This window comes from Microvirga yunnanensis, assembly GCF_025460875.1.
Window position 1 is genome coordinate 1 of the sequence record NZ_JAMXFI010000038.1, and the last position, 23,148, is coordinate 23,148.

23 protein-coding genes are annotated in these 23,148 nt (G+C 67.4%); 17 read left to right on the forward strand and 6 right to left on the reverse strand.

Translation table 11 applies throughout. The annotated features are described in order from the left end of the window. The first annotated feature begins 234 nt into the window (after positions 1 to 234). Positions 235 to 579, forward strand: a complete 345-nt coding sequence (locus NF876_RS19105; protein ID WP_262270250.1) for a hypothetical protein — start codon at positions 235 to 237, stop codon at positions 577 to 579. Positions 580 to 695: 116 nt separating this feature from the next. Continuing rightward, a complete protein-coding gene (locus NF876_RS19110; RefSeq protein ID WP_262270251.1) occupies positions 696 to 1,094 on the forward strand; it encodes a VOC family protein in 399 nt (132 codons plus the stop codon). A gap of 12 nt (positions 1,095 to 1,106) precedes the next feature. Here NF876_RS19110 and NF876_RS19115 read toward each other — a convergent pair whose 3' ends face one another. Beyond that, positions 1,107 to 2,054 carry a PLP-dependent cysteine synthase family protein gene (locus NF876_RS19115; protein WP_262270252.1) on the reverse strand — a complete coding sequence of 316 codons (948 nt, stop codon included), beginning with the start codon at positions 2,052 to 2,054 and terminating at the stop codon, positions 1,107 to 1,109. A 104-nt stretch (positions 2,055 to 2,158) separates the two neighbouring features. Between NF876_RS19115 and NF876_RS19120 the strand changes: the two genes are divergently transcribed. The 3 genes from NF876_RS19120 to leuC all read left to right on the forward strand — a co-directional run bounded on the left by NF876_RS19120 (position 2,159) and on the right by leuC (position 5,120). Then, positions 2,159 to 2,830: a winged helix-turn-helix transcriptional regulator gene (locus tag NF876_RS19120; RefSeq protein ID WP_262270253.1), complete on the forward strand. Its 672-nt coding sequence runs from the start codon at positions 2,159 to 2,161 to the stop codon at positions 2,828 to 2,830. 271 nt (positions 2,831 to 3,101) lie between these two features. Further along, positions 3,102 to 3,485, forward strand: coding sequence for a 50S ribosomal protein L19 (rplS, locus tag NF876_RS19125; protein WP_262270254.1), 384 nt, complete (start codon positions 3,102 to 3,104; stop codon positions 3,483 to 3,485). Positions 3,486 to 3,713: 228 nt separating this feature from the next. Further along, a complete protein-coding gene (gene leuC / locus NF876_RS19130) occupies positions 3,714 to 5,120 on the forward strand; it encodes a 3-isopropylmalate dehydratase large subunit (protein WP_262270255.1) in 1,407 nt (468 codons plus the stop codon). A gap of 76 nt (positions 5,121 to 5,196) precedes the next feature. Here the strand turns inward: leuC and NF876_RS19135 are convergent, their stop codons facing one another. Then, complete coding sequence (locus tag NF876_RS19135) at positions 5,197 to 5,514, reverse strand: hypothetical protein (protein WP_262270256.1); 318 nt, start codon at positions 5,512 to 5,514, stop codon at positions 5,197 to 5,199. Between the two features lie 123 nt (positions 5,515 to 5,637). Between NF876_RS19135 and NF876_RS19140 the strand changes: the two genes are divergently transcribed. The 9 genes from NF876_RS19140 (at position 5,638) to leuB (ending at position 14,234) form a co-directional block, all read left to right on the forward strand. Further along, complete coding sequence (locus tag NF876_RS19140) at positions 5,638 to 5,913, forward strand: hypothetical protein (RefSeq protein ID WP_262270257.1); 276 nt, start codon at positions 5,638 to 5,640, stop codon at positions 5,911 to 5,913. Positions 5,914 to 5,916: 3 nt separating this feature from the next. Then, complete coding sequence (locus NF876_RS19145) at positions 5,917 to 6,324, forward strand: metallopeptidase family protein (protein WP_262270258.1); 408 nt, start codon at positions 5,917 to 5,919, stop codon at positions 6,322 to 6,324. A 116-nt stretch (positions 6,325 to 6,440) separates the two neighbouring features. Beyond that, on the forward strand, positions 6,441 to 8,177 hold the full coding sequence (gene poxB, locus NF876_RS19150; RefSeq protein WP_262270259.1) for a ubiquinone-dependent pyruvate dehydrogenase: 1,737 nt from the start codon (positions 6,441 to 6,443) through the stop codon (positions 8,175 to 8,177). A gap of 108 nt (positions 8,178 to 8,285) precedes the next feature. After that, positions 8,286 to 8,888 carry a 3-isopropylmalate dehydratase small subunit gene (gene leuD, locus NF876_RS19155; protein ID WP_262270260.1) on the forward strand — a complete coding sequence of 201 codons (603 nt, stop codon included), beginning with the start codon at positions 8,286 to 8,288 and terminating at the stop codon, positions 8,886 to 8,888. Positions 8,889 to 8,932: 44 nt separating this feature from the next. Next, entirely contained in the window at positions 8,933 to 9,307 is a 375-nt protein-coding gene (locus NF876_RS19160) for a cupin domain-containing protein (protein ID WP_262270261.1), read from the forward strand. Between the two features lie 190 nt (positions 9,308 to 9,497). After that, positions 9,498 to 10,688: a lytic murein transglycosylase gene (locus NF876_RS19165; protein ID WP_262270262.1), complete on the forward strand. Its 1,191-nt coding sequence runs from the start codon at positions 9,498 to 9,500 to the stop codon at positions 10,686 to 10,688. 184 nt (positions 10,689 to 10,872) lie between these two features. Beyond that, the gene (locus tag NF876_RS19170) at positions 10,873 to 11,613 is read left to right on the forward strand and encodes a metallophosphoesterase family protein (protein ID WP_262270263.1); all 741 of its coding nucleotides are present in this window, start codon (positions 10,873 to 10,875) and stop codon (positions 11,611 to 11,613) included. Positions 11,614 to 11,616: 3 nt separating this feature from the next. Then, positions 11,617 to 13,041 (forward strand): serine/threonine protein kinase, encoded by a 1,425-nt coding sequence (locus NF876_RS19175; RefSeq protein WP_262270264.1) that lies wholly within the window; start codon positions 11,617 to 11,619, stop codon positions 13,039 to 13,041. Between the two features lie 86 nt (positions 13,042 to 13,127). Continuing rightward, a complete protein-coding gene (gene leuB / locus NF876_RS19180; RefSeq protein WP_262270265.1) occupies positions 13,128 to 14,234 on the forward strand; it encodes a 3-isopropylmalate dehydrogenase in 1,107 nt (368 codons plus the stop codon). A 49-nt stretch (positions 14,235 to 14,283) separates the two neighbouring features. Here the strand turns inward: leuB and NF876_RS19185 are convergent, their stop codons facing one another. After that, complete coding sequence (locus NF876_RS19185) at positions 14,284 to 14,628, reverse strand: hypothetical protein (RefSeq protein ID WP_262270266.1); 345 nt, start codon at positions 14,626 to 14,628, stop codon at positions 14,284 to 14,286. Positions 14,629 to 14,769: 141 nt separating this feature from the next. On the opposite strand from NF876_RS19185, the gene NF876_RS19190 reads away from it, so the two are divergent. Beyond that, the gene (locus NF876_RS19190; RefSeq protein ID WP_262270267.1) at positions 14,770 to 15,891 is read left to right on the forward strand and encodes a sulfite oxidase; all 1,122 of its coding nucleotides are present in this window, start codon (positions 14,770 to 14,772) and stop codon (positions 15,889 to 15,891) included. Here the strand turns inward: NF876_RS19190 and NF876_RS19195 are convergent. Then, positions 15,869 to 16,672, reverse strand: coding sequence for a hypothetical protein (locus NF876_RS19195; RefSeq protein ID WP_262270268.1), 804 nt, complete (start codon positions 16,670 to 16,672; stop codon positions 15,869 to 15,871). The genes NF876_RS19190 and NF876_RS19195 overlap by 23 nt on opposite strands. A 108-nt stretch (positions 16,673 to 16,780) precedes the next feature. Between NF876_RS19195 and NF876_RS19200 the strand changes: the two genes are divergently transcribed. Then, positions 16,781 to 17,263 carry a GNAT family N-acetyltransferase gene (locus NF876_RS19200; protein WP_262270269.1) on the forward strand — a complete coding sequence of 161 codons (483 nt, stop codon included), beginning with the start codon at positions 16,781 to 16,783 and terminating at the stop codon, positions 17,261 to 17,263. Between the two features lie 284 nt (positions 17,264 to 17,547). Beyond that, positions 17,548 to 18,579: an aspartate-semialdehyde dehydrogenase gene (locus tag NF876_RS19205; RefSeq protein WP_262270270.1), complete on the forward strand. Its 1,032-nt coding sequence runs from the start codon at positions 17,548 to 17,550 to the stop codon at positions 18,577 to 18,579. Between the two features lie 210 nt (positions 18,580 to 18,789). Here the strand turns inward: NF876_RS19205 and NF876_RS19210 are convergent, their stop codons facing one another. After that, entirely contained in the window at positions 18,790 to 22,602 is a 3,813-nt protein-coding gene (locus NF876_RS19210) for a hypothetical protein (RefSeq protein ID WP_262270271.1), read from the reverse strand. A 204-nt stretch (positions 22,603 to 22,806) separates the two neighbouring features. After that, positions 22,807 to 23,145 (reverse strand): hypothetical protein, encoded by a 339-nt coding sequence (locus tag NF876_RS19215; RefSeq protein WP_262270272.1) that lies wholly within the window; start codon positions 23,143 to 23,145, stop codon positions 22,807 to 22,809. Positions 23,146 to 23,148 lie beyond the last annotated feature (3 nt).

Here is a 23,148-nt window from a genome sequence, read left to right on the forward strand (position 1 = left end):
CGGTTTGCTCAAATCGGGGCTCAACGGACATCGGTTGGTCTCCAGCGTGAGTGGATACAGCAACCTCACTCTGCCAGAGAGTGGACCGCTATCCACCCCCATAGGATCTGTAGTGCTAGCGCACCGCGCGAATCCGGACGATGCGCTCTGCGAGGTGCAGAGCATCGGCCCGATGCGGAACGCCGGACACGGCCGGGGGTTGAAAGGGCGGCACCTCGATCAAAGGAGGTCGATATGGTCAGCCGCCTTCTTCTCAGCACGACCTTTGCCGTCATCCTGGCCGGTCCCGTCCTGGCGGGCCCCTGCACGCAGCGGCTCGCCGATCTGGAGAAATCCATCTCGGCCCGGCAGGAGGGCGCGGGCCCGACCCTGGACGCGCCCGCGACGACCGGGTCCGCCACGCAGGGCTCGACCCCAAGCCCTGGCCAGGGGGCGAACGTCACCGGGCAGAGCCAGGGCCACAACCAGTCCATGCAGATGATCCAGCAGGCCAAGCAGCTCGATCAGCAGGGCAAAGAGGCCGAGTGCATGGATATGGTCGGCCGGATCGGCGCCACGGCTCCGCCCGCCACCAAGTAGAGCCAGGCGCTCCCGTCCGCATGGGGCCGCGCCGCGGCACGGTCGCATTGCCACCGCGCACCGTCTGTGCTCCGCTTCATCCCAAGTCCTTCGGGCGATGAATGGGAGACGCGGGCGTGGTGCAGGGTTTCGAGCATGTGGGGATGACGAGCAGCGATCTCGACAGGACCATCGCGTTTTACAACGGGCTGCTGGGGCTGAGGGAGATTCTCGTCAAGCGCACCGGCGAGGGCGGGCGCATCGCATTTCTGGAGACCGGCGGCGTCATGCTTGAAATCGTCGAGCCGGCCGCAACCATCGAGACGCCGGCGCGCGAGGTGCCCGTCACCGAGGCGGGCATCCGCCACATCACCTTCCGGGTCGAGGACGTGGAGGCCGTCTACGAGACGCTGCGCGCGGCCGGCGTCGAGTTCACCGTCCCACCCCGCAGGGCGGCGAACGCGGAACTGATCCGCAAGGTGGCGTTCTGCCGGGATCCCGACGGCATCGTGGTCGAGTTCCTGGAGCGCGTGTGATCGCCGCGCCGGTCAGGCCTTCGCCGCAAGCGCCGCCCCGAAGGTCTTCAGATACTTCATCCCCGTGTCGCACATCACGGTGACGACCGTGGCGCCGGGGCCCAGCCGCTCGGCGAGGCGCAGGGCCGCGACGACGTTGGCGCCCGTGGAGGTTCCGGCGAACAGGCCCTCCTCGCGGGCGAGCCGGAAGGCCATGGCGGTGGCCTCCTCGGTCGAGACCCGCTCGATCCCGTCGGCGATGCCGTCCTGCCAGAGCGGAACCACGTAGCCGGCGCCGATCCCGTCGATCCTGTGCGCGCCCGAGGAGCCGCCCGACAGGACGGGCGATTCCGCCGGCTCCACGGCCACGACGGTCAGCGCGCCGGAATGGCCTCGGAGGCGTTCCGCGATGCCGCGCAGGGACGCGGCCGTTCCGACGCTCTGGACGAAGCCGTCGATCCGGCCGTCCGTCTGCCGCCAGATCTCGTCGGCCATGCGGTGGTAGGCGGCGATCTGGTCCCGGTTCTTCATCTGGTCGGTCCAGAACGAGTTCTTCGCCTGCGCGATGACGCCGGCCCGCGCGATCATGGTCTTCGTCAGCGCCTCGGTCATGCGTCCGCCGTCGCTTTCGACGATGTGCAAGGCCGCCCCGAGAAGCCGCATGTGGTCGAGCTTTTCCTTGCTGAACGCATCGGAGGTCACGATGTCGAGCGGATAGCCCTTCACGGCGCAGACCAGCGACAGGGAGACGCCCGTGCTGCCCCCGGTATATTCGACCACCGGGCCCCCGGGCTTCAGGCGCCCGTCGGCTTCCGCCGCCTCGATCATGGCGAGTGCCATCCGGTCCTTCATGCTGCCCGTGGGGTTCTCGCTTTCCAGCTTCAGCAGGATGCGGGCGCCGCGGGCGGGCCTGACATGGCGCAGGGCGATCAGGGACGTGTTGCCGATGCGGTCGAGGATGGTGAGGGGCTGTGCGGTCATGGGATCATCCGGAAAACTCCCGCCTCGATAGGCCGGGATGGGCCGCCTGTCAGGTCCGAAATCCGGACTTCTGCCGCGCGCCCGGGCATGGTAGCGCTTCACCCATGGCAGATTACGGTCAGTTCTGTTCCGTGGCGCGCGCCCATGAGGCCATCGGCGGGCGCTGGACCCTTCTCGTGGCGCGCGAGCTCCTGTGCGGCAGCCGGCGCTTCAACGACATCCGCCGGGGCATCCCGCGCATTTCCCGCACCATGCTGTCGGAGCGCCTGCAGGATCTGGTGCGTGTCGGGGCCGTCACGCGCGTCGAGGGCGAGCACGGACCGGAATATGCACTCACCGATTCGGGCCGCGAGCTGATGGGGATCGTCGGCGCCCTCGGCACCTGGGGCCAGCGCTGGCTGCCGCGACGGGCCGAGGACGAGGATCTCGATCTCGAACCGCTCCTCGTCGACATGCAGCGGCGGGTCCGCACCGACGCTCTGCCGTCCGAGCCCCTCGTCGTCCGCTTCGAGATCGAGGGGCAGCACCGGCCGCGCTTCCTGCTCCTGAAGGAGGCCGAGGTCTCGTTCTGCACGCAGAACCCGGGCTTTCCGGAGCCCCTCTGCGTCCGTGCCCGCCTGCCGGCGCTGGTCGCCTGGTGGCGGGGCGACGCGACATTCGCCGAGGCGCAGAGGTTGGGGCTCAGGATGGAAGGGCCGAAGGGGCTGGTGCAGGCGTTTCCCGGCTGGTTCGAGCGCTATCTGTTCGCCGGGGTCGTGCCTGCTGCATCCGGATGAGCCTTCGGTGCGCACGCCTTATCCATTCCGTCACGGCCGGGCTTGTCCCGGCCATCCCGCTCGGCAGAGCGCGGCGCCTCTCAGCATCGGGATTACCGGCACAGGGCCGGTGATGACGAGGGAGGGCGGAACGGGCGCCCCGCCCGCCGATGCGAGAGGCTCGACAATCCGCCAAATCTCCTGTATAGGCGCGGCCTCAACTTAAAACAGGACGCCGAAATCCCGCGGGTTTTGAGATCGCTCAGGGCCACGCAACGGCAGGAGTATTACGATGAACCTCATTCAGCAGCTCGAGCAGGAGCAGATCGCCAAGCTCGCCAAGACCATTCCCGACTTCCAGCCCGGCGACACCGTGATCGTCAACGTGAAGGTGAAGGAAGGCGAGCGCAGCCGCGTGCAGGCCTATGAGGGCGTGTGCATCGCCCGGTCCGGCGGCGGCCTCCACGAGAGCTTCACGGTCCGCAAGATCTCCTACGGCGAAGGTGTCGAGCGCGTGTTCCCGCTCTACTCGCCGCTGGTCGAGTCGATCAAGGTCGTGCGCCGCGGCGCCGTCCGCCGCGCCAAGCTGTACTACCTGCGCGACCGTCGCGGCAAGTCGGCCCGTATCGCCGAGCGCACCGAGAAGAAGACCGAGACCCCGGCCGCGGCCGAGTAAGGCTCTCGCCTCCCTCTTCGGACGATGCAAAGGCGCGGCTCAACCCGCGCCTTTTTGCTGACGACCGAGGCTTGGCGGCACGCCCACGCGACAAAAATATAATTGCGCGGTGACAGGCGTCTGCTATGCGATCGTTTCAAGGGCCTGTGCGCTCAGGACATCTTCCCGTCCGTGCGCCTGCCCGCTAAACACGCCGAACCGTTATTTTTCGACCGCTGGAAGAGAACCATGGCCAAAGCCCGCACCCTCTACGACAAGATCTGGGACGACCACGTCGTCGATCAGCAGGATGACGGGACGTGCCTTCTCTACATCGACCGCCACCTCGTGCATGAGGTGACGAGCCCGCAGGCCTTCGAAGGCCTGCGCATGACCGGCCGCACGGTGCGCCAGCCGCAGAAGACCCTGGCGGTGGTCGACCACAACGTGCCGACCTCCGACCGCTCGCACGGCATCTCGGACCCCGAGGCCGCCACCCAGGTGGCGGCGCTGGCCCAGAACGCCAAGGATTTCGGCGTCGAGTACTACAACGAGCTCGACACCCGGCAGGGCATCGTCCACGTGGTGGGCCCGGAGCAGGGCTTCACGCTGCCCGGCATGACCATCGTGTGCGGCGACAGCCACACCTCGACCCACGGGGCCTTCGGGTCGCTTGCCCACGGCATCGGCACCTCGGAGGTCGAGCACGTGCTCGCCACCCAGACGCTGATCCAGAAGAAGGCCAAGAACATGCGCGTGACCGTGGACGGGCAGCTGCCCGCCGGCGTCACCGCGAAGGACATCATCCTGGCCATCATCGGCGAGATTGGCACCGCCGGCGGCACCGGCCACGTGATCGAATACGCCGGCGAGGCCATCCGGTCCCTGTCGATGGAAGGCCGCATGACGATCTGCAACATGTCGATCGAGGGCGGGGCCCGGGCCGGCATGGTGGCGCCCGACGAGAAGACCTACGCCTATCTCAAGGACCGTCCCAAGGCGCCCAAGGGCGAGGCCTGGGACGCGGCCGTGCGTTACTGGGACAGCCTGCGCACCGACGAGGGCGCCTTCTTCGACACCGAGATCCGCCTCGACGCCGCCAACCTGCCGCCTATCGTCACCTGGGGCACGAGCCCGGAGGACGTGGTGTCGATCGCCGGCGTAGTGCCGAACCCGGACGACATCCAGGACGAGAACAAGCGCCGCTCCAAGTGGCGGGCCCTGGAATACATGGGCCTCACCCCGGGAACGAAGATCACCGACATCGCCCTCGACCGGGTCTTCATCGGCTCCTGCACCAACGGCCGCATCGAGGACCTGCGCGAAGTCGCCAAGGTGGTCGAGGGCCGGCGCGTCGCCGAGAGCGTCAGCGCCATGATCGTCCCCGGCTCCGGCATCGTGAAGATGCAGGCGGAAGCGGAAGGCCTCGACAAGATCTTCAGGGAGGCTGGCTTCGACTGGCGCGAGCCCGGCTGCTCCATGTGCCTGGCCATGAACGCGGATCGCCTCGCGCCCCACGAGCGCTGCGCTTCCACGTCGAACCGCAACTTCGAGGGCCGCCAGGGCTTCAAGGGCCGCACCCACCTGGTCTCGCCCGCCATGGCGGCAGCGGCGGCAATCGCCGGCCGGTTCGTGGACATCCGCAGCTTCCGCTGATCCGAATTCTGAAGATGGATGAAAAAGGCCGCGACCCTTGCGAGTCGCGGCCTTTTTCATGAAGGGGCGAGAGGCCTCAGTCCACGTAGACCCGGCGACCGCCGGCCACGACCTGGCGGCAGCGCTCGACCGGACGGCGGACGACCATGCCGCTCGGGCGGACGCGCTCCTCCATCACGGTGCGGCACACGGTCCGGGTCCGGGCCGGACGCACGATGCGGCGCTCGACCACGCGATCGCGATAGCCGTCTCGATAGCCGTGGCCGTAATGCCGTTCCTGCGCCACGCGCACGCCCGACGGGCCGATCCGCACGTCGACGCCCTGCGCCGACGCCGCACCGGCGCCGAGAACCACCAGCCCGGCCGCAGCCAGGATACCAAACACTTTACGCATTGTTGCCTCGTGAGCTTGTGTTGTTCTGGGCCAGTTAACGGCCAAGCGCGCCAGGCGTTCCGTTGCGGAGACGTGATCGGATCGCCATGGTAAAGCAACGGTAAAGGCTTCGAGGAGGGTTTCATGAACGATCGGGACCGGGAAGCCCGCGACGCCGACGCGGCGCGCGAGGCGCTGGAGCGCGTCCAGCGGGATTCGGACACCCTCGGCGCCTCGGCGCTCGCCCGCATGGGCCGCCGGGCGGGCGACCATTTCGGCGCGAAGGACGCTGTCGGCTCGGCCGAGGACGGCGGCACCGATCCGGTCGAGCTCTGGGGCCGCCGCATCGGCCGCGCCCTGTCGCTCGTGGGCGTCGTCATCCTGGCCATCTGGCTCCTGGTCCAGCTGAGGATTCTCTGACCCATGAGCGCCCTGGCCGATCTCCAAGCTCCCAGCCTCAACGATCTCGAAGCCCTGGCGCAGGACGCCTATGCGCGCCTGCCGGAGGCGTTCCGGCTGCTCTGCGAGGGCGTGGTGATCCGGGTCGAGGATTTCCCCGACGACGAGACCATGACCGATATGGGCTGCGAGACGCCCTTCGATCTCCTCGGCCTGTTCCGCGGCATCGGCCTCGCTCAAGGAGGCGGGCTGATGCAGACCGGGCAGTTCCCCAACATGGTCTGGCTCTACCGCCGCCCGATCCTCGACTACTGGGCCGAGCACGAGGAGACCCTCGGCCACATCGTCACCCACGTGCTGGTCCACGAGATTGGCCACCATGTCGGCCTCTCCGACGAGGACATGGAGGCCATCGAGGCGGCGGCGGGGTGAGCCTTGCGGGGCTGGCAAGGGCTGGGCGCTACGCCAGATTAGGTCTTGCTCCACAACCGACCGACGGCCCGCCCGGCCTGCGCCCGGGCGGGCCGTCCCCAAGCAGGAGAGGCTTCATGGCAAAGTCCGTCGCTGAGCAGTTCGTCGAGATCCTGGCGGCCGCAGGCGTCAGGCGCGTCTACGGCATCGTCGGCGACAGCCTCAACGGCCTGACGGACGCGATCCGGCGCCGGGACGACATGGAGTGGATCCACGTCCGGCACGAGGAGGTCGCGGCCTTCGCGGCCGGCGCGGAGGCGCATGTGACGGGCGCCCTCGCGGTCTGCGCCGGGAGCTGCGGGCCGGGCAATCTCCATCTCATCAACGGCCTGTTCGACTGCCACCGCTCGCGGGTGCCGGTGCTGGCCATCGCGGCCCATATTCCCTCGCCCGAGATCGGCAGCGGCTATTTTCAAGAGACCCACCCGGAGACCCTGTTCCGGGAATGCAGCCATTACTGCGAGCTGGTCTCGAGCCCCCACCAGATGCCCCGCATGCTCGAGACCGCCATCCGCGAGGCGACGGTCAAGCGCGGCGTGTCGGTGCTGGTGATCCCCGGCGACGTCGCCCTGCAGCCGGCCGCCGCGGCGCCTCCGGCCAAGCCCGCAGGGCTGCTGCCGCAGGCGCCGGTCGTCACGCCGGCGCCGGACGACCTCGATCGGCTCGCCGCACTCCTCAACGGCGGCGGCCGGGTCACGGTCCTGTGCGGGGCGGGGTGCGCGAACGCGCATGACGCGTTGCTGGCCCTGGGCGAGCGCCTGCAGGCGCCCATGGTGCATGCCATGCGCGGCAAGGAGCACGTGGAGTGGGACAACCCCTACGACGTCGGCATGACCGGGCTGATCGGCTTCTCGTCCGGCTATTACGCCATGCGGGACTGCGACGTCTTGTTGATGCTCGGCACCGACTTCCCCTATCGCCAGTTCTACCCGGAGGATGCGGGCGTCCGCATCGCGCAGGTCGACCTCCGGGGCGAACAAATCGGCCGCCGCGCCGCGGTCGATGTGGGCGTCGTGGGCGATGTCCGCGCCACCCTGACGGCCCTGCTGCCCAGGCTCGACCGGAAGGCGGACGGCGCGCAACTCGCCCGGGCCCGGGAGCATTACGCCAAGGCGCGCCGGGCGCTCGACGAACTCGCCGTCGGAACGCCGGGCCGGCCGCCGGTCCATCCGCAGCAGGTGGCCAAGGCGATCAGCGACCAGGCGGCGGACGACGCCGTGTTCACCTGCGACGTGGGCCTGCCCGTCGTCTGGGCGGCCCGCTATCTCGCCATGAACGGAAAGCGGCGCCTGCTCGGGTCGTTCTGGCACGGCTCGATGGCCAACGCGATGGCCCAGGGCATCGGCGCCCAGGCGGCCTGCCCCGGCCGGCAGGTGATCTCCCTGTCGGGCGACGGCGGCTTCGCCATGCTGATGGGGGATCTCCTCACCCTGACGCAGCAGCGCCTGCCCGTGAAGGTCGTGGTATTCAACAACGGCACGCTCGGCTTCGTCGAACTCGAGCAGAAATCCACCGGCTTCCTCGATTTCGGCACGGAGCTCCGGAACCCGAACTTCGCCGCCATGGCGGAGGCCGCCGGAATCCGCGGCATCCGGCTGGAGGACCCGGCCCAGGTGGAGGAGGGGATCGCCGCCGCCCTGGCCCATGACGGGCCGGTCCTGGTCGACGCGGTGGTGAACCGGACCGAGCTCGCCATGCCGCCCTCCGTCACCCTGGAGATGGCGAAGGGCTTCACCCTCTACATGCTGAAGGCCGTGCTGAACGGCCGCGCCGACGAGGTCTATGACCTGGCCCGGACGAATCTCTGGCGCTGAGGAGGTTTCCCGCCCGCCGCGACGATCGTTGGCCTAGCCGTTCCCGAAACCCTTTGATATGAGGCACGGGACAGCGGCGACATGGCCGCCTTCAGGGATGTGAGGACCATGGACAAGTTCACCGTGCTCGAAAGCGTCGCGGCGCCGCTGCGGATCATCAATATCGACACCGATATGATCATCCCCAAGCAGTACCTGAAGACGATCAAGCGCACGGGGCTCGGCACGGGCCTCTTCTCCGAGATGCGCTACCGCGAGGATGGCTCGGAGAACCCCGATTTCGTCCTCAACCAGCCGGCCTATCGCAACGCCAAGATCCTGGTGGCGGGCGACAATTTCGGCTGCGGCTCGTCCCGCGAGCACGCCCCCTGGGCGCTGCTCGATTTCGGCATCCGCTGCGTGATCTCCACCAGCTTCGCCGATATCTTCTACAACAACTGCTTCCAGAACGGCATCCTGCCGATCAAGGTGAGCCCCGAAGACCTGGAAAAGCTCTTCGACGACGCGGAGCGCGGCGCCAACGCCACCCTGACCGTGGACCTCGAAAAGCAGGAGATCCGGGGTCCCGACGGCGGTTCGGTCACCTTCGACATCGACCCGTTCAAGAAGCATTGCCTGCTCAACGGCCTCGACGGCATCGGCCTGACCATGGAAAAGGGTGCAGCTATCGACAGCTTCGAGAAGAAGCTCGCCGAGCGCGCCTGGGCCTGACGTTTCCGACGCGCCGGACCGGCGCCAATCGAGCAGGATGAGCGATGGCACAGGGCAAGCCGCAGGTTCTCGACCGCGCCGATTGGGCGACCCATCCCGACCTGTTCTGGAAGGGCCATGTCGAGGGTCACCGGCTGGGCACCGCCGTGACCGTGCTCTTCTACGCCACGGAAGAGGTCGGCGGCGGGCCGAAATGGCATGTCCACCCCTATGACGAGATCTTCATCATCCGCGAGGGGCGGGCGCTCTTCACCGTCGGCGACCAGCGCTTCGAATGCGAGAAGGGTCAGGTCGTCTTCGGACCGGCCAACGTTCCGCACAAATTCGTCAATCTCGGCCCGGGGCGGCTGGAAACCACGGACGTTCATGTGAGCGACCGCTGGATCCAGACCAACCTCCCCGATCCGGACCTGGGTTGATGAGCCCAGAGGGCGAGCGCTGCGCGTGATGAACCCTGGCGGCGCTCCCGGGCATCGGGACGCCGGGCAAGCCCGGCCATGACGCGGGAGGGTTAACGCAGAGTCACCGTCGGGCTGCCCAGCCTGACGAAAGCGTGAGGAGCTGCCCCGTTTCCATAAGATTAACCAAATTGCCTGCAAGTTCGCGAGCATGAAGAACTTCATCGCCCCCGCTCTCTTCGTTCTCGCCGGCTTTGCCGCTGCGACGCCGGCCGTCGCGCAGGCGGATTTCGGCCAGTGCCTCGCATCCCTCCGCAGCCAGGCGGCCGCCAAGGGCATTTCCGGCCAGGCTTTCGATGCCGCGACCCGCGGCGTCACGCCGGATCTGACGATCCTCGACCTCATGAACAACCAGCCCGAGTTCAAGACGCCCATCTGGGACTATCTCTCGGCGCTCGTCGACGAGGAGCGGGTGCAGGACGGCCGCGCCGCCATGCGCCAATGGGGCCAGGCTCTCGCCGCCGCCGAGGCGCGCTTCGGGGTCGACCGCCATGCCATCGCGGGCGTCTGGGGGGTGGAATCCAATTTCGGCAAGGATATCGGCGGGCGGCCGCTGATCCAGTCGCTCTCGACGCTGGTCTGCTACGCGCCGCGCCGCAACGAGTATTTCAAGGGCGAGCTGATGGCGACCCTGAAGATCGTGCAGGACGGCGACATCAACCCGGCGAACCTGCGCGGCTCCTGGGCGGGCGCCTTCGGCCACACCCAGTTCATGCCCTCGACCTTCCAGCGCCTCGCCGTCGACGGCGACGGGGACGGGCATCGGGACATCATGACGTCCGTGCCGGACGCGGTGCATTCCACGGCCAACTTTCTCAAGAAAGCCGGCTGGGTGAACGGCCTGCCCTGGGGTTACGAGGTACGCCTGCCGTCGGGTTTCAACGCGAGCCTCGCCGGTCGAAAGAACAAGAAGCCGCTCGCCACCTGGGCCGCCATGGGCGTGCAGCGGATCGACGGACGCCCGCTCTCGGGCAATTACGCGGCCGGGATCATCATCCCGGCGGGCATCAACGGTCCGGCCTTCCTGGTCACCAAGAACTTTGACGCGGTCTATTCCTACAACGCGGCGGAATCCTACGGGCTCGCCATCGCGCTGCTGGGCGACCGGCTCAAGGGCCAGCCCGGCATCCAGACCGCCTGGCCCACCGACGATCCGCCGCTCTCGCGCGCTCAGCGCCGCGAGCTGCAGCAGCTCCTGACCGCCCGCGGCTACGACGTGGGCGAGCCGGACGGCAAGATCGGCGCCAAGACCCGCGAGGCCATCAAGGACGTGGAGCGCCGCATCGGCCTCGAGCCGCGCGGCCGGCCCGGCGGCAAGGTGCTGGAGGCGCTGCGGGGATAAGGTTCACTGAGCCCGATGACCATCATCAGCTAGCGCACCGTGCGAAAAAGTGGACCCGGTTTTTCGCGTCGAACGGTGCGCCGCTCAAAGGCTTGAGCATTGGAATCGATCCCAAAAGTGGATTCCACTTTTGGGATCGATGCTCTAGTTGCAGTGGCGATGCATTTGGAGTTGTACTGGCTCCATGCTCATCGCCCTCCTCACGGATATCCACGGCAACCGGGAGGCCCTGTCGGCCTGCCTCGCCCATGCGCGCCTGCTCCATGTCGACCGCCTGATCTTTCTCGGCGACTACGTGGGCTACGGGGCCGATCCGGCCTGGGTGGTGGACACGGTCCGCGGGCTCGTGGACCAGGGCGCCGTGGCGCTTCTGGGCAATCACGATGCGGCCATCGACGGCTCGGACGAGGACATGAACAGCGTCGCCCAGGAGGCGATCCGCTGGACCCGAAACCAGCTCGGCATGGAGCAGCGGCGCTTCCTGGCGGACCTCCCCCTCACCCATGAGGAGGGGAGCGTCCTCTACGTCCACGCCAACGGCTATGCCCCCCGCAGCTGGGACTACATGGCAGGGCCCATGGAGGCGATCCGGCACTTCAGCCGGGTCGACGCCCACATCACCTTCTGCGGTCACGTGCATGTGCCCATGCTCTATCACATGAGCACCACCGCTAAGGTCGGCACCTTCTCGCCGGTGGCCAACAACGACATTCCGCTCCTGCCGACCCGCACCTGGCTTGCGGTGATCGGCGCCGTCGGGCAGCCGCGGGACGGGGTGGCGGCGGCAAACTACGCGGTCTTCGACACCGCGCGCCAGACCCTGCGCTACCTGCGCGTGCCCTACGACACGGCCACGGCCGCCCGGAAGGTGCGGCAGGCCGGCCTGCCGGAGAAGCTGGCGCTGCGTCTCGAACAGGGCCGCTGACGGATGCGCTGGCGGTTGCATCCCGGCCAAGTGATCGACGGTTTCACCCTCCAGGAAAATCTGGGCACCGGCGGCATGGCGCAGCTCTGGGCCGTCACCCGGGAGGACGATCCGGCGCCGCTGATCATGAAGGTCCCGATGCTGATCGACAGCGACGACCCGCTGCCCATCGTGTGCTTCGAGACCGAGCAGATGATCATGCCGCGCCTGACCGGCCCGCATGTGCCCCGCTTCGTCGCGACCGGTCCGCTCGATCCCATGCCCTACATCGTTATGGAGCGGATCTCCGGGCCATCGCTGAAGGCACGCCTCGACCGGGTTCCGCTGCCCTGGCCCGAGGTCGTCGCGATCGGCGCGACGGTGGCGCATGCCCTGCACGACCTGCATCTCCAGCACGTCATCCATCTCGACATCAAGCCGAGCAACGTGATGCTCCGCGAGACCGGCGAGGCCGTTCTCATCGATTACGGCTTCGCCCGGCACGAACGCCTGCCCGACCTCCTGGCCGAGGAGTTTCGCGAGCCGTTCGGCACCACGCCCTACATGGCCCCGGAGCAGGTGCTGCAGGACAGGGCCGATCCGCGCAGCGATCTCTTCGCGCTCGGCGTGATGCTGTATTTCTTCGTCACGGGAGAACGTCCCTTCGGCAATCCGCGCGGCGGCCAGATCCGCCGCCGCCTGTGGCGCGATCCGGTGCCGCCGCGGGCGCTCAACCCCGATTGCCCACCCTGGCTGCAGGAGATCATCCTGCGCTGCCTGGAGGTCGATCCGGACGAGCGCTACGCCACGGCGGCCCAGCTCGCCCTCGATCTGGAGAACCCGGACCAGGTGCGGCTCACCGAACGGGCCGGGCGGCTCGAACGGGACAGCGGGGTGAAGACGTTCCGGCGCTGGCTCAAGGCCCGCCGGGCGCAACCGCTCGAGGCGCCGAACATCGCCGGGCAGCTGTCCCGCGCTCCCATCGTGCTGGTCGCCATCGATCTGGCGCCGGGCAGCGAGGATCTCGCCGAAGCCCAGCGCCTGATGGTCGGCCGCATCCTCTCCATCGAGGGCGAGGCGCGCATCGCCTGCGTCAACGTCCTGAAGACCTCGCGCATCGCCGTCGATGTCCTGGAGGACGAGGAGGGGAGGAGCCTCCATGTCCAGCGCCTGGTGCAGCTCCGACACTGGGGCGGCTCGCTTCAGATCCCGTCCGATCGGATCACCTACAGCGTGCTGGAGGCCCCCGACCCGGCGGCGGCCCTGGTGGACTACGTGCGGCACAACAATGTCGACCATGTCGTGATCGGCGCCCGGTCCTCGTCCGCCCTGCGCCGCTACCTGGGCAGCGTCTCGTCCCGCGTCGTCGCGGAGGCGCCCTGTTCGGTCACCGTCGTCAGGACCCCGAAGGATCGGCGGGCCGAGGACGGGGGAGCCGCCTCCGCCTAACGGCCAACACGACGGGAGCTTGCCAAGCCGCACATTCGGCTCTTTAAGGGCCCTGCATTCGATCACGACAGAACAGGGGTCTTCCCATGGCAACGCACAAGCTTCTCCTTCTCCCTGGCGACGGCATCGGCCCGGAGGTCATGCGCGAGGTCGAGAAGATTGTGGGCTGGTTCCGCAAGCGGGGGCTGGGCTTCGAGACCGAGACGGATCTCGTCGGCGGCTCGGCCTACGACACCCACGGGGCGGCGATCTCGGATGCCGCCATGAGCCGCGCGCAGGAAGCCGATGCGGTGCTGTTCGGCGCGGTGGGCGGCCCGAAATGGGACAGCGTGCCCTATGCGGTGCGCCCCGAGGCGGGCCTGCTGCGCCTGCGCAAGGACCTCGGCCTCTTCGCCAACCTTCGCCCGGCGATCTGCTATCCGGCCCTGGCCGATGCCTCCTCGCTCAAGCGCGAGGTGGTGGAAGGCCTCGACATCATGATCGTGCGCGAGCTCACCGGCGGGGTCTATTTCGGGGAGCCGAAGGAGATCGTGACCCTGGAGGACGGCTCCCAGCGCGCCGTCGACACGCAGCTCTATCATACCCACGAGGTGGAGCGGATCGCGCGCGTCGCCTTCGATCTCGCCAGGAAGCGCCGCAACAAGGTCTCCTCGGCCGAGAAGATGAACGTGATGAAGACCGGCGTGTTCTGGCGCCAGGTGGTCACCCGCATCCACAAGGCCGAGTTCTCCGACGTGGAGCTGGAGCACGTGCTCGCCGACAACTGCGCCATGCAGCTCGTGCGCTGGCCCAAGCAGTTCGACGTGATCGTCACCGACAACCTGTTCGGCGACATCCTGTCGGACATCGCCGCCATGCTCACCGGTTCGCTCGGCATGCTGCCGTCCGCCTCCCTGGGGGCCGAGGATCCGGTGACCGGCCAGCGCAAGGCGCTCTACGAGCCCGTGCACGGCTCCGCCCCGGACATCGCCGGCAAGGGACTGGCCAATCCGATCGCCATGATCGGCTCCTTCGGCATGGCCCTGCGCTATTCCTTCGGCCTCCTCGACGAGGCGGATCGGCTGGACCGGGCCATCGCCAACGTGCTCGCCTCCGGCACCCGCACGAAGGACATCGCGGCTCCCGGCGCCAACGCGGTGGGCACGCAGGACGTGGGCGATGCCATCGTCAAGGAACTGGAAGCCCAGTCGTAACGGCGAAAGCCCCGGGCCATGCCCGGGGCCATCCGTCTCGGGGGAGACATCAGCGGATCGAGCCTGTCGCCTGGACGTCCGGGCCGCCGAACATCGGGAACGGATTGCGCGAGCCGACGAAGGGCCCGTTGGTGATCGGATCGGGCAGGGTGGCAACGCCAAAACCGGCACCGGCTGGAGCATAGGGTGGACTCAGCAGGTAGGATTGCGCCTGCCCGTAGCCGGTATAGCCCGGATTGATCGTCCCGACCGGCACGACCGGCCCCGGATCGAGGAAGCTGCGTGGTTTGACTCGGAGAACAAGAGGACGGTCTCGCGTCTGCGCTTCAGCCACCACTGAGACGGACGTCAGCGCAGCCAACGATATCAAACCCAACAATGCGAAGTGGCGCATGGGTAATCCTCCAGGAACGGCGCTCAGTCCCTTGTGCTGTGCGCGATCATCAAGTGCGATGATGTGAAAACAAGGCCGCCCCCCTTAAAATGGTTCCGACGAAGCGTGACATTTCGCACAGGGTGAGAAGGACAAAAGCCGATGGAGGATAGGAAGGCAGGTTTCGATCTCTCAGGGAAGGAGGGCCTGAGCCTGCTGAGCGACACCCCGCTGGTGGCCGAGACGCCCGAGGAGCTTCTCGACGACGAGACGACGCCGATCAGGCGCTTCTTCATCCGCAACAACGGATTGCTGCCCGGGCCGGCCGCCGACCCAGAGACCTGGTATGTCGTCGTCGACGGCGAGGTCGAGCGCCCGCTGCGCCTCACGCTCGCGGAGTTGAAGAGCCGCTTCCCGCACAGAACGTTCCGCATGGTGCTCGAATGCGGCGGCAACGGCCGGTCCTTCTTCGAGCCCGCCGCGGAGGGAAACCCCTGGACCCATGGCGGCGTCGGCTGCGCGGAATGGACCGGAGTCTCGCTCGGCGACGTCCTGCACGAAGCAGGCCTCAAGCACGCGGCATGCTTCACAGGCCACTTCGGAGCCGATCCGGACAAGCACGGCAGCCATGAGCGGCAGGCCATGTCGCGCGGCATGCCGATCGCCAAGGCCCTGGAGGAGCACACCCTGCTCGTCTGGGCCATGAACGGCGAGCCGCTGCCTTTCATCCATGGCGGTCCCCTGCGCCTCGTCGTGCCCGGCTGGCCCGGCTCGTTGAGCCAGAAATGGCTCACGCGCGTGTGGATCCGCGACCGGGAGCACGACGGTCCGGGCATGACCGGCCTGTCCTACCGCCTCCCCGTCCGGCCGCTGGCACCCGGTTCGGACGGCCAGGGGGTGCAGACCCGGATCCTCGAATCGATGCCCGTGCGCAGCATCGTCACGGCGCCCGCCGATGGTCGACGCTATCCCGAGGGCACGCGCGCCATCGCGGTCCGGGGCGCCGCCTGGGCGGGCGACGACGACGTGGCGCGCGTCGAGGTCACCCTTGACGGCGGCGTGACCTGGATCGAGACCGCCATGACGCCCCCGCGCAACCGCTACGACTGGGTGCGCTGGCAAGCCACGCTGACGCTGCCGGGCGACGGCTCTTACGAGATCGTCGCGCGGGCGACGGACTCGCAGGGCCGCGCCCAGCCCTTCAGGGCTGCCGGATGGAATCCCAACGGCTACGGCTGCAACGTCATGCACCGGGTGGCCATCACGGTCGGGCCGGAGGCCTGACGGTCCCAAGGGTGCGAGCCCCTGGTCCGCACGATTCGCCCCGGCTGCGCTCGGCCTGGGCGAACACGGCCTTCAGGGACGGATTCGTGCCGCCGGTCAGGACGATGCCGTCGATGAAGCAGGCGAGCTGCCCATCCTCGGGAGCCGCGGAGCCGCACAGCCAGCCCTGGAATCCGAACACGGCGGCCGGACCGGAGAACCGGAAGGCCAGGCAGCTCTGCTCGCCCTTGTTCGACAGGGTCATGGGAGCGGCTTCCATCGGGCCGAATTTGGTCGCGATCATGCGGCTCTGGCCCAGATGCGCGACCGCAAGGCCCGAGCGCGCGGCCCGCCGGACCGTGTCGATGTAGAAGCTCCCCGGTGGCTCGGCCGGCCCCTGGACGAGAGCCAGCTGCGCATAGCGGAAATCGCCGAATCGCCCGACGGTCAGCGCGTCCTCCCGGGCTCCGTCCGCATGCTCGCGCACTTCGGACGCGACAGGACCGGAGATGCCGGCCAGGGCATAAACGGACGGAGACGAGGGAAGGGACGTCCAGGCGGGCGCCGGGGCGACCAGAACCGAGGACGGGACCGCCTTCCGCCGCTCGGCCGGCTTGCTATTCGGCTCCTGCTCCAGCGCGGCATAGACGAGGCCCGCGATGGTACAGGTCGAGAGCAGGACCATGCGCAGCCAGGGCAGGGACTTCCGGCGGAGTCGACGGGCGGGGCGTTCGTCGATCCAGTCGGCGACGTCGTCCTCATCCCATTCGGCATAGACCGCCCGCGGCATCGTTTGAACCAATCAACCCTGCTGATCCCGTCATCCCCATGTTCTACCGTGACACTGGCCAGGGTCCGAAAGGTTTTGCTAAGCAGGGTAAACCGAAGCTTAACCAGCCCGAGCCCCTCCATGACCCAGACCGTCATCCGTCTCGCCACCCTAGAGGATGCCGCCGAGATCGCAGCCCTGGTCCGGGCGCTCGACCTGCATTACGGCGGCCCGGAGGTGGCCCGACCCCTCGAGCCGATCCAGGCGATGGTGGAACGCTCCATGCGGGAGGCGGAGGGCACGCGCTACGCCCTGGCCGTTCGGGACGGGCGGGCCGCGGGCCTTGCCTGCTTCGCCATCCTGCGGCCCGGCTTCAGGCTCACGGGCCTCCTCTTCGTCAAGGAGCTGTTCGTCGCCGAACCTGCGCGTGGCCAGACGGTGGGCGCCCAGCTGATGCGCTGGCTGGCCCAGCACGCCAGGGCGCAGAATCTCACCCGAATCGATCTCACGACGGATGGCACCAACACGGGCGCGCAGGCGTTCTACGAGCGCCTCGGAGCCGAGCGGATGGACAAGGTCTTCTACCGGTTCAATCTCTCGACCGATGTGCTGGCGGGCGACTGAATGCCGGCTCCATCAAGGAAACGCTTGACGACAGCGTGACTTTGGTGTGTTGCTGACCGCGTATCGAAGCCGGAAGCCGGCTTCTGGATGGACGATGGCTATGGCGATGCTCACCCCGACGACGAGCAAAACGAAAACCGCCAAAGTGGTTGGAAAAACCTCGACCGTGAAAACCACGGCCGAATAAGCCTCGTCGTCCCCGGTCCTCTCTCCCGTCGGGGCGAGAGGCAGCACCCGAACAGGGTTTTCATATTTCCGGGGAGAGCGACAACAGGAGAAGATCAATGGGTTTCAAGATCGCCGTCGTCGGTGCGACCGGCAATGTGGGCCGCGAGATGCTGAGCATCCTGGCCGAGCGGGCCTTCCCGGCCGACGAGGTGGTGGCGCTCGCGTCCCGCCGCAGCCAGGGGACGGAGGTCTCCTACGGCGACAAGACGCTCAAGACGAAGGCCCTCGACACCTATGATTTCTCCGATGTCGACCTGTGCCTCATGTCGGCGGGCGGCGAGGTCTCCAAGGAATGGTCGCCCCGGATCGCCGCCCAAGGGGCGGTGGTGATCGACAATTCCTCCGCCTGGCGCTACGACCCCGAGGTGCCCCTGGTGGTGCCGGAGGTGAATGCCGAGGCGCTGCGCGACATGAAGAAGGGCATCATCGCCAACCCGAACTGCTCCACGGCCCAGCTCGTCGTGGCCCTCAAGCCGCTCCATGACGCCGCCACCATCACGCGCGTGGTCGTCGCCACCTATCAGTCGGTCTCCGGCGCCGGCAAGGACGGCATGGACGAGCTCGACCGCCAGACCAAGGCGCTCTACTCGCTCCAGGACGTGCAGGAGAAGAAGTTCCCCAAGCGCATCGCCTTCAACCTGATCCCGCATATCGACGTGTTCATGGAGGACGGGTACACGAAGGAAGAGTGGAAGATGACGGCCGAGACCAAGAAGATTCTCGACCCGAAGATCAAGCTCACGGCCACCTGCGTGCGCGTGCCGGTCTTCATCAGCCACTCGGAGGCGGTGAACGTGGAGTTCGAGAAGCCGATCACGGCCGACGAGGCGCGCGACATCCTGCGCGCCGCCCCCGGCATCATGGTGGTCGATAAGCGCGAGCCCGGCGGCTACATCACGCCCCACGAGGCAGCCGGCGAGGACGCCACCTACATCTCCCGCATCCGCGAGGACATCACCGTCGAGAACGGCCTGTCGTTCTGGTGCGTGTCCGACAACCTGCGCAAGGGCGCGGCCTTGAACGCCGTGCAGATCGCCGAGGCCATGGCCAATCGCGGGTTGCTGAAGCCCAAGAAGCAGGCCGCCTGAGTCTTGAGACCCGACGCGCGGCGTTCCTGCCCCGCATATGAAGTCACGGAGCCGCTGTCGGAACGACAGCGGCTCTTTTTACGTCCGCGGTGTCCGGATCCCAAGGCGCCCGGATCTCAGGGCTCATGGATCTCAGGGCTCATGGATCTCGGGGCTCATGGATCTCGGGGCTCATGGATCCCGAGGCTCACCTGCGCGGCAGAGCCGCGATCAGATGATGAAGAAGTCGGTGTGGTCGAGCGCGCCGCCCATCTTCTTCGGATTGGGCTCGTAATGGATCGTCGCGATCTCGACGGCGGCCTTGCGGCCGCTGCCGTCCGGGTCGAAAAGGATCTGCGCCTTCTTGGTCCCGATCGTCTTGATGACGATGTAGTCGTTCCCGTCCTTCGCGCTGCCGAGGGCGACATAGGCCTTGCCGATCTTCTGGGCCTTCACGTCGCCGCCCTTCCTGTCCAGGCTCGTGAATGCCTTGGTCCTGAACACGTCGCCGTCGAGCCAGATGGCGTCCTTCTTGTGCTCGAAGCCATAGACGACGTCCTTGTGCCTGTTCGCTTCCGCCCTGTTGTTCTTCAGGTCGGTGTCGAAGAGGAAGACGTCGGAATCCTTGAGGCCCTTGGACGCGCTGCTGCCGTAGAGCTTGTCCTTGCCGGCGCCTCCCGAGAGGGTGTCGTTGCCGCCATCGCCCTTGAGGATGTCGGCGTCCGCGCCGCCGACGAGACAGTCGTTGCCGAGGTTGCCCGAAAGTGTGTCCGCGAGCGCACCGCCGTAGAACACGTCATCGGCGGCGGAGCCGGGCGTGGTTTCCGGATTCCAGTCGATGACCCCGATGGTGACGTCCTTGACGAAGGACGATCCGACCTTGTCCGTCACCCGCACCTTGATCGTGTGGGCGGTCGCCTGCTCGAAATCGAGCCGGAAGCCGTTGTCCACCACGAGGTCGTGGCCGTTGACGATCTTGAAGCGGCCGCCGGCACTGTCCAGGAGCTCGTAGGTGAACGTGTCGCCGGCATCCGGATCCGCCGCGCCCAGGCTGCCCACGAAGTCGCCCGTGGACGACAGTTCGCGGATCGACGTGTTCGTCAGGGTGATGTCGGTCGGGGCATGGTTGACCGATCCGATCGTGAGGTCGACCTGCTGGATCACGGTCAGGGACGCGTCCTTCAGATCGGCGATCTCGACGTAGACCGGAACCGCCGTCGTGCCGGATACGTCGCGCAGCCCGCCCGCACCGACCTTCACATTGCCGCCCGCATCGATCGCGAACTCGCTGCCCGCATAAGGACTGCCATCGGCATTCACGAGCGCATAGGAATAGGTGCGGAAACCCGCCCGCGTGTCCGGGTCGATCACGCCCTGCAGGGTCGCCAGGGTGGTGCCGGGCTGCGTGGTCTTCGTCGCCGCGCTGACCGCATAGGTCGCACCGGTCGGCCGCTCGTTCACGTCGTCGAGGTTGACCTTCACGGTCGTGTTGCCGGAAACCTTGCCGTTCGGACCGCTCTCGCGGGCGCGCACGACCACATTGAAATATTTCTTCTCGGACTCGAGACCGGGGTTCTCGGTCACGAGACCAAGGCTGGCCGACTCGTAGTTCGCCCCACCCTTGAACGCGATCACGCCGTTGGCGTCGATGCTGAACAGGTCGCCGGGATTACCCACGAGCTCGTATCCGAACGGATCTCCGTCGGCATCCTGGGACTGGACAGTCGCGACCGTCTGGACCGCGCCGCCGTTCTCGGAGAGGCTGATCGTCCCGGGCCGCTCGACCGGCTTGCTGGGCGGCGCGTTGCCCTCGCCGGCCGCATTCACCGTGATGTGGAAATCCTTGTAGGCCGAGACGGAACCCGGACCGCCGTTCCTGTCTGTCACCTTGAGGGTGATCGTGTAGGTTTCCATCTTGGTCACGTCGGTGAGCGCCGCCACCTTCAGCTGGCCGTTCTCGATCTTGAACCGCCCGCCCGCATTGCCGGCGCCGCTCGTCCCGTTGGCGCCCGTGGTGTCGAACGCGTAGACGAGCTCCCCATCATGCTCCGGATCGAAGGCCTGCAAGGACCCGATGAGCGTCCCGTCGGAGGCGTCCTCGCCGATCGCGGCCTTCGTCGTCCCGTCCGTGAAGGACAGGCCGGTCGCGGCCTCGTTCACGTCGGTCACGTAGACCTTCACCGGGGTCGCCCCGGACGACCAGCCGGTGAGCGTCTCGGTGGCCTTGACAGCGAGAAGGTAGAACTTGCGCACCAGGGTGCCGACCGTCTCGGTCTGCAGGTCGGCATCCTCCGCCGATTCGTAGTCGACCGCGCCCACGAGGCTGATCAGGCCGCTCGTTGGATCGATCATGAACTTGCCGCCGGGATTGACGGTCAGCGAATAGACCGCGCCCCCGTCGGCCAAGCCGGGACTCCTCACGCTCGCCACGGGCGTGAACGGTGCCGCGTTCTCGCTGATCGGGGTCACGGACCCCTGCACGGCCGGCGCGACCGGCGCCCGGGTCGGCAGCGTCACCGTGCCGTCCTGGAACTGCAGGAATTCGATGTTCCTCAGGGTGTCGGTGCCGTCGCGGGCACCACCCATCGTGTCGCTGACCGTCAGGGTGCCGTCGGGGCTGCGGGTGATGGTGTACTCGGACAGAAGCCCTGAGAACACCGCGATGTCCTGGCCGGCGCCGCCGTCGAGCGCATCATTGCCGCCGCCACCCACGAGGCGGTTGGCGCCGCCATTGCCCATGATGGCGTTGGCGAGATGGTTGCCCGTGCCGTCGCTGTCGCCGGCGCCCGTGAGGACAAGGTTCTCCACGTTGTCGGCAAGCGCGTAGGAGACCGCAGCGCGCACCGTATCGAGGCCCTGGTCCAGCATCTCGTCGACGCGGTCGTTCGCATCGTCCACGAGATAGGTGTCGCTCCCGTCGCCGCCGGCCATCCGGTCCCCGCCCGCACCGCCGTCGAGGAGGTTGCTGCCGGCATTGCCGGTGATCACGTTGGCGAGATCGTTGCCGATGCCGCGGAGGTCGCCGGCGCCCGTGAGGACGAGGTTCTCCACATGGGCGCCGAGCGCGTAGTTCACGGAGGCGCTGACCGTGTCGACGCCCTCGCGGCCGGCGAGTTGATCCGCGCCCGCTCCGCCGTTGAGCACGTTTCTGCCGGCATTTCCGGTGATCGCGTTCCCCAGGTCGTTGCCCGCGCCGTCGAGGTCGCCGGATCCGGTGAGGACGAGGTTCTCCACGTTTCCGCCGAGCGTATGGGACACGGACGCCAGCACCGTGTCGGATCCTTCGTCGGCCGCCTCGGTCACCAGATCGTTCTGGTGGTCGACGATGTAGACGTCGTCGCCCCGGCCCCCGGCGAGGACGTCCGCGCCCGCGCGCCCATCGAGCACGTTGCTGCCGGCATTGCCGGTGATCCTGTTCGCCAGGTCGTTGCCGGTGCCGGCGAGATCGGCGTCGCCGGTCAGCCAGAGATTGTCGAGGTTCACTCCGAGTGCATAGGAGATCGAGGCGCGTACGAGATCCGTTCCCTCGTTGATCGCCTCGGTCACAGAATCGGTCTCGCTGTCGACCACGTAGGTGTCGTCGCCGGTACCGCCCGCCATCCGGTCGGCGCCTTCGCCGCCGTCGAGATAGTCGATTCCGTTGCCGCCGAGCAGGCTGTCGGAGCCGCCGTTGCCGAAGAGAGAATCCTTGTCGGCGCCGCCGATGAGGGTCTCGTCACCGATGCCGCCATAGGCGATGTCGTCGCCGACACCCATATTCACGACATCGGTCACCGTTCCGGTGCGCCCGTCGTAGAGGTCGTCGCCTTCATTGAGGAAGATGGCGCCCTGGATCGTGCCTTGGTTGAGGAGGGTGTCCCGCTCGAAGGAGCCGAAAACAGCAGTCTGGGCGGCAATTGTGCCGGTATTGCTCAGGAAGGTTTCGCCCGTGCCGAACGTCACGCCGAAGGCTCCGGCCTGAATGACGCCACTGTTGGTGACGTTGCCGGAGAGCTGAACGTGGATTCCTTTCACGCCGGCGACGATCGTTCCGCTGTTGAACACGCCGTAGGGAGTATTCGGCGCTGCGATCGGAGAGGGAACCAGCGTTGTCGGGGCGTTCAGGAGAATACCGGTATCGGCCGCCTCGATCTGTCCGGTATTGACGATATGGTTGAGATTGCCATCGCCTTGGACGCCGGAACCGCGGATTCCGTAGAAGCCTGACAGGATCCCGTCGTTGAAAATATGATTGTCGGATCCGTCGAGCTAGATGGCAGCGCTGTCGAACAATAGCGGAGAGGCCGAGATCTGACCGTTGTTGACCACCACGTTGGCATCGTCGCCGAGGTAGACGCCATTGATGCTGCCTCGGACGATCCCGGTGAGGCCGACCGTTATGGCACACCCGGCCGCTGCGAAATCGATCCCGTTCAATTGCGAGCGGATCGCGCCGTCGACGACGACCTCCAAGCCCGGCGATCCTCCGGTGACGGCGGAGTTGACGGTCGTGATCGATCCGGTCTGCGTGACCTGAAGCTCCGCGGAGGTGGTCGGGTCGAGCTGGACCTCGGTGGTTCTCGCGGTTGAAACGACTAAAGTAGACATGAC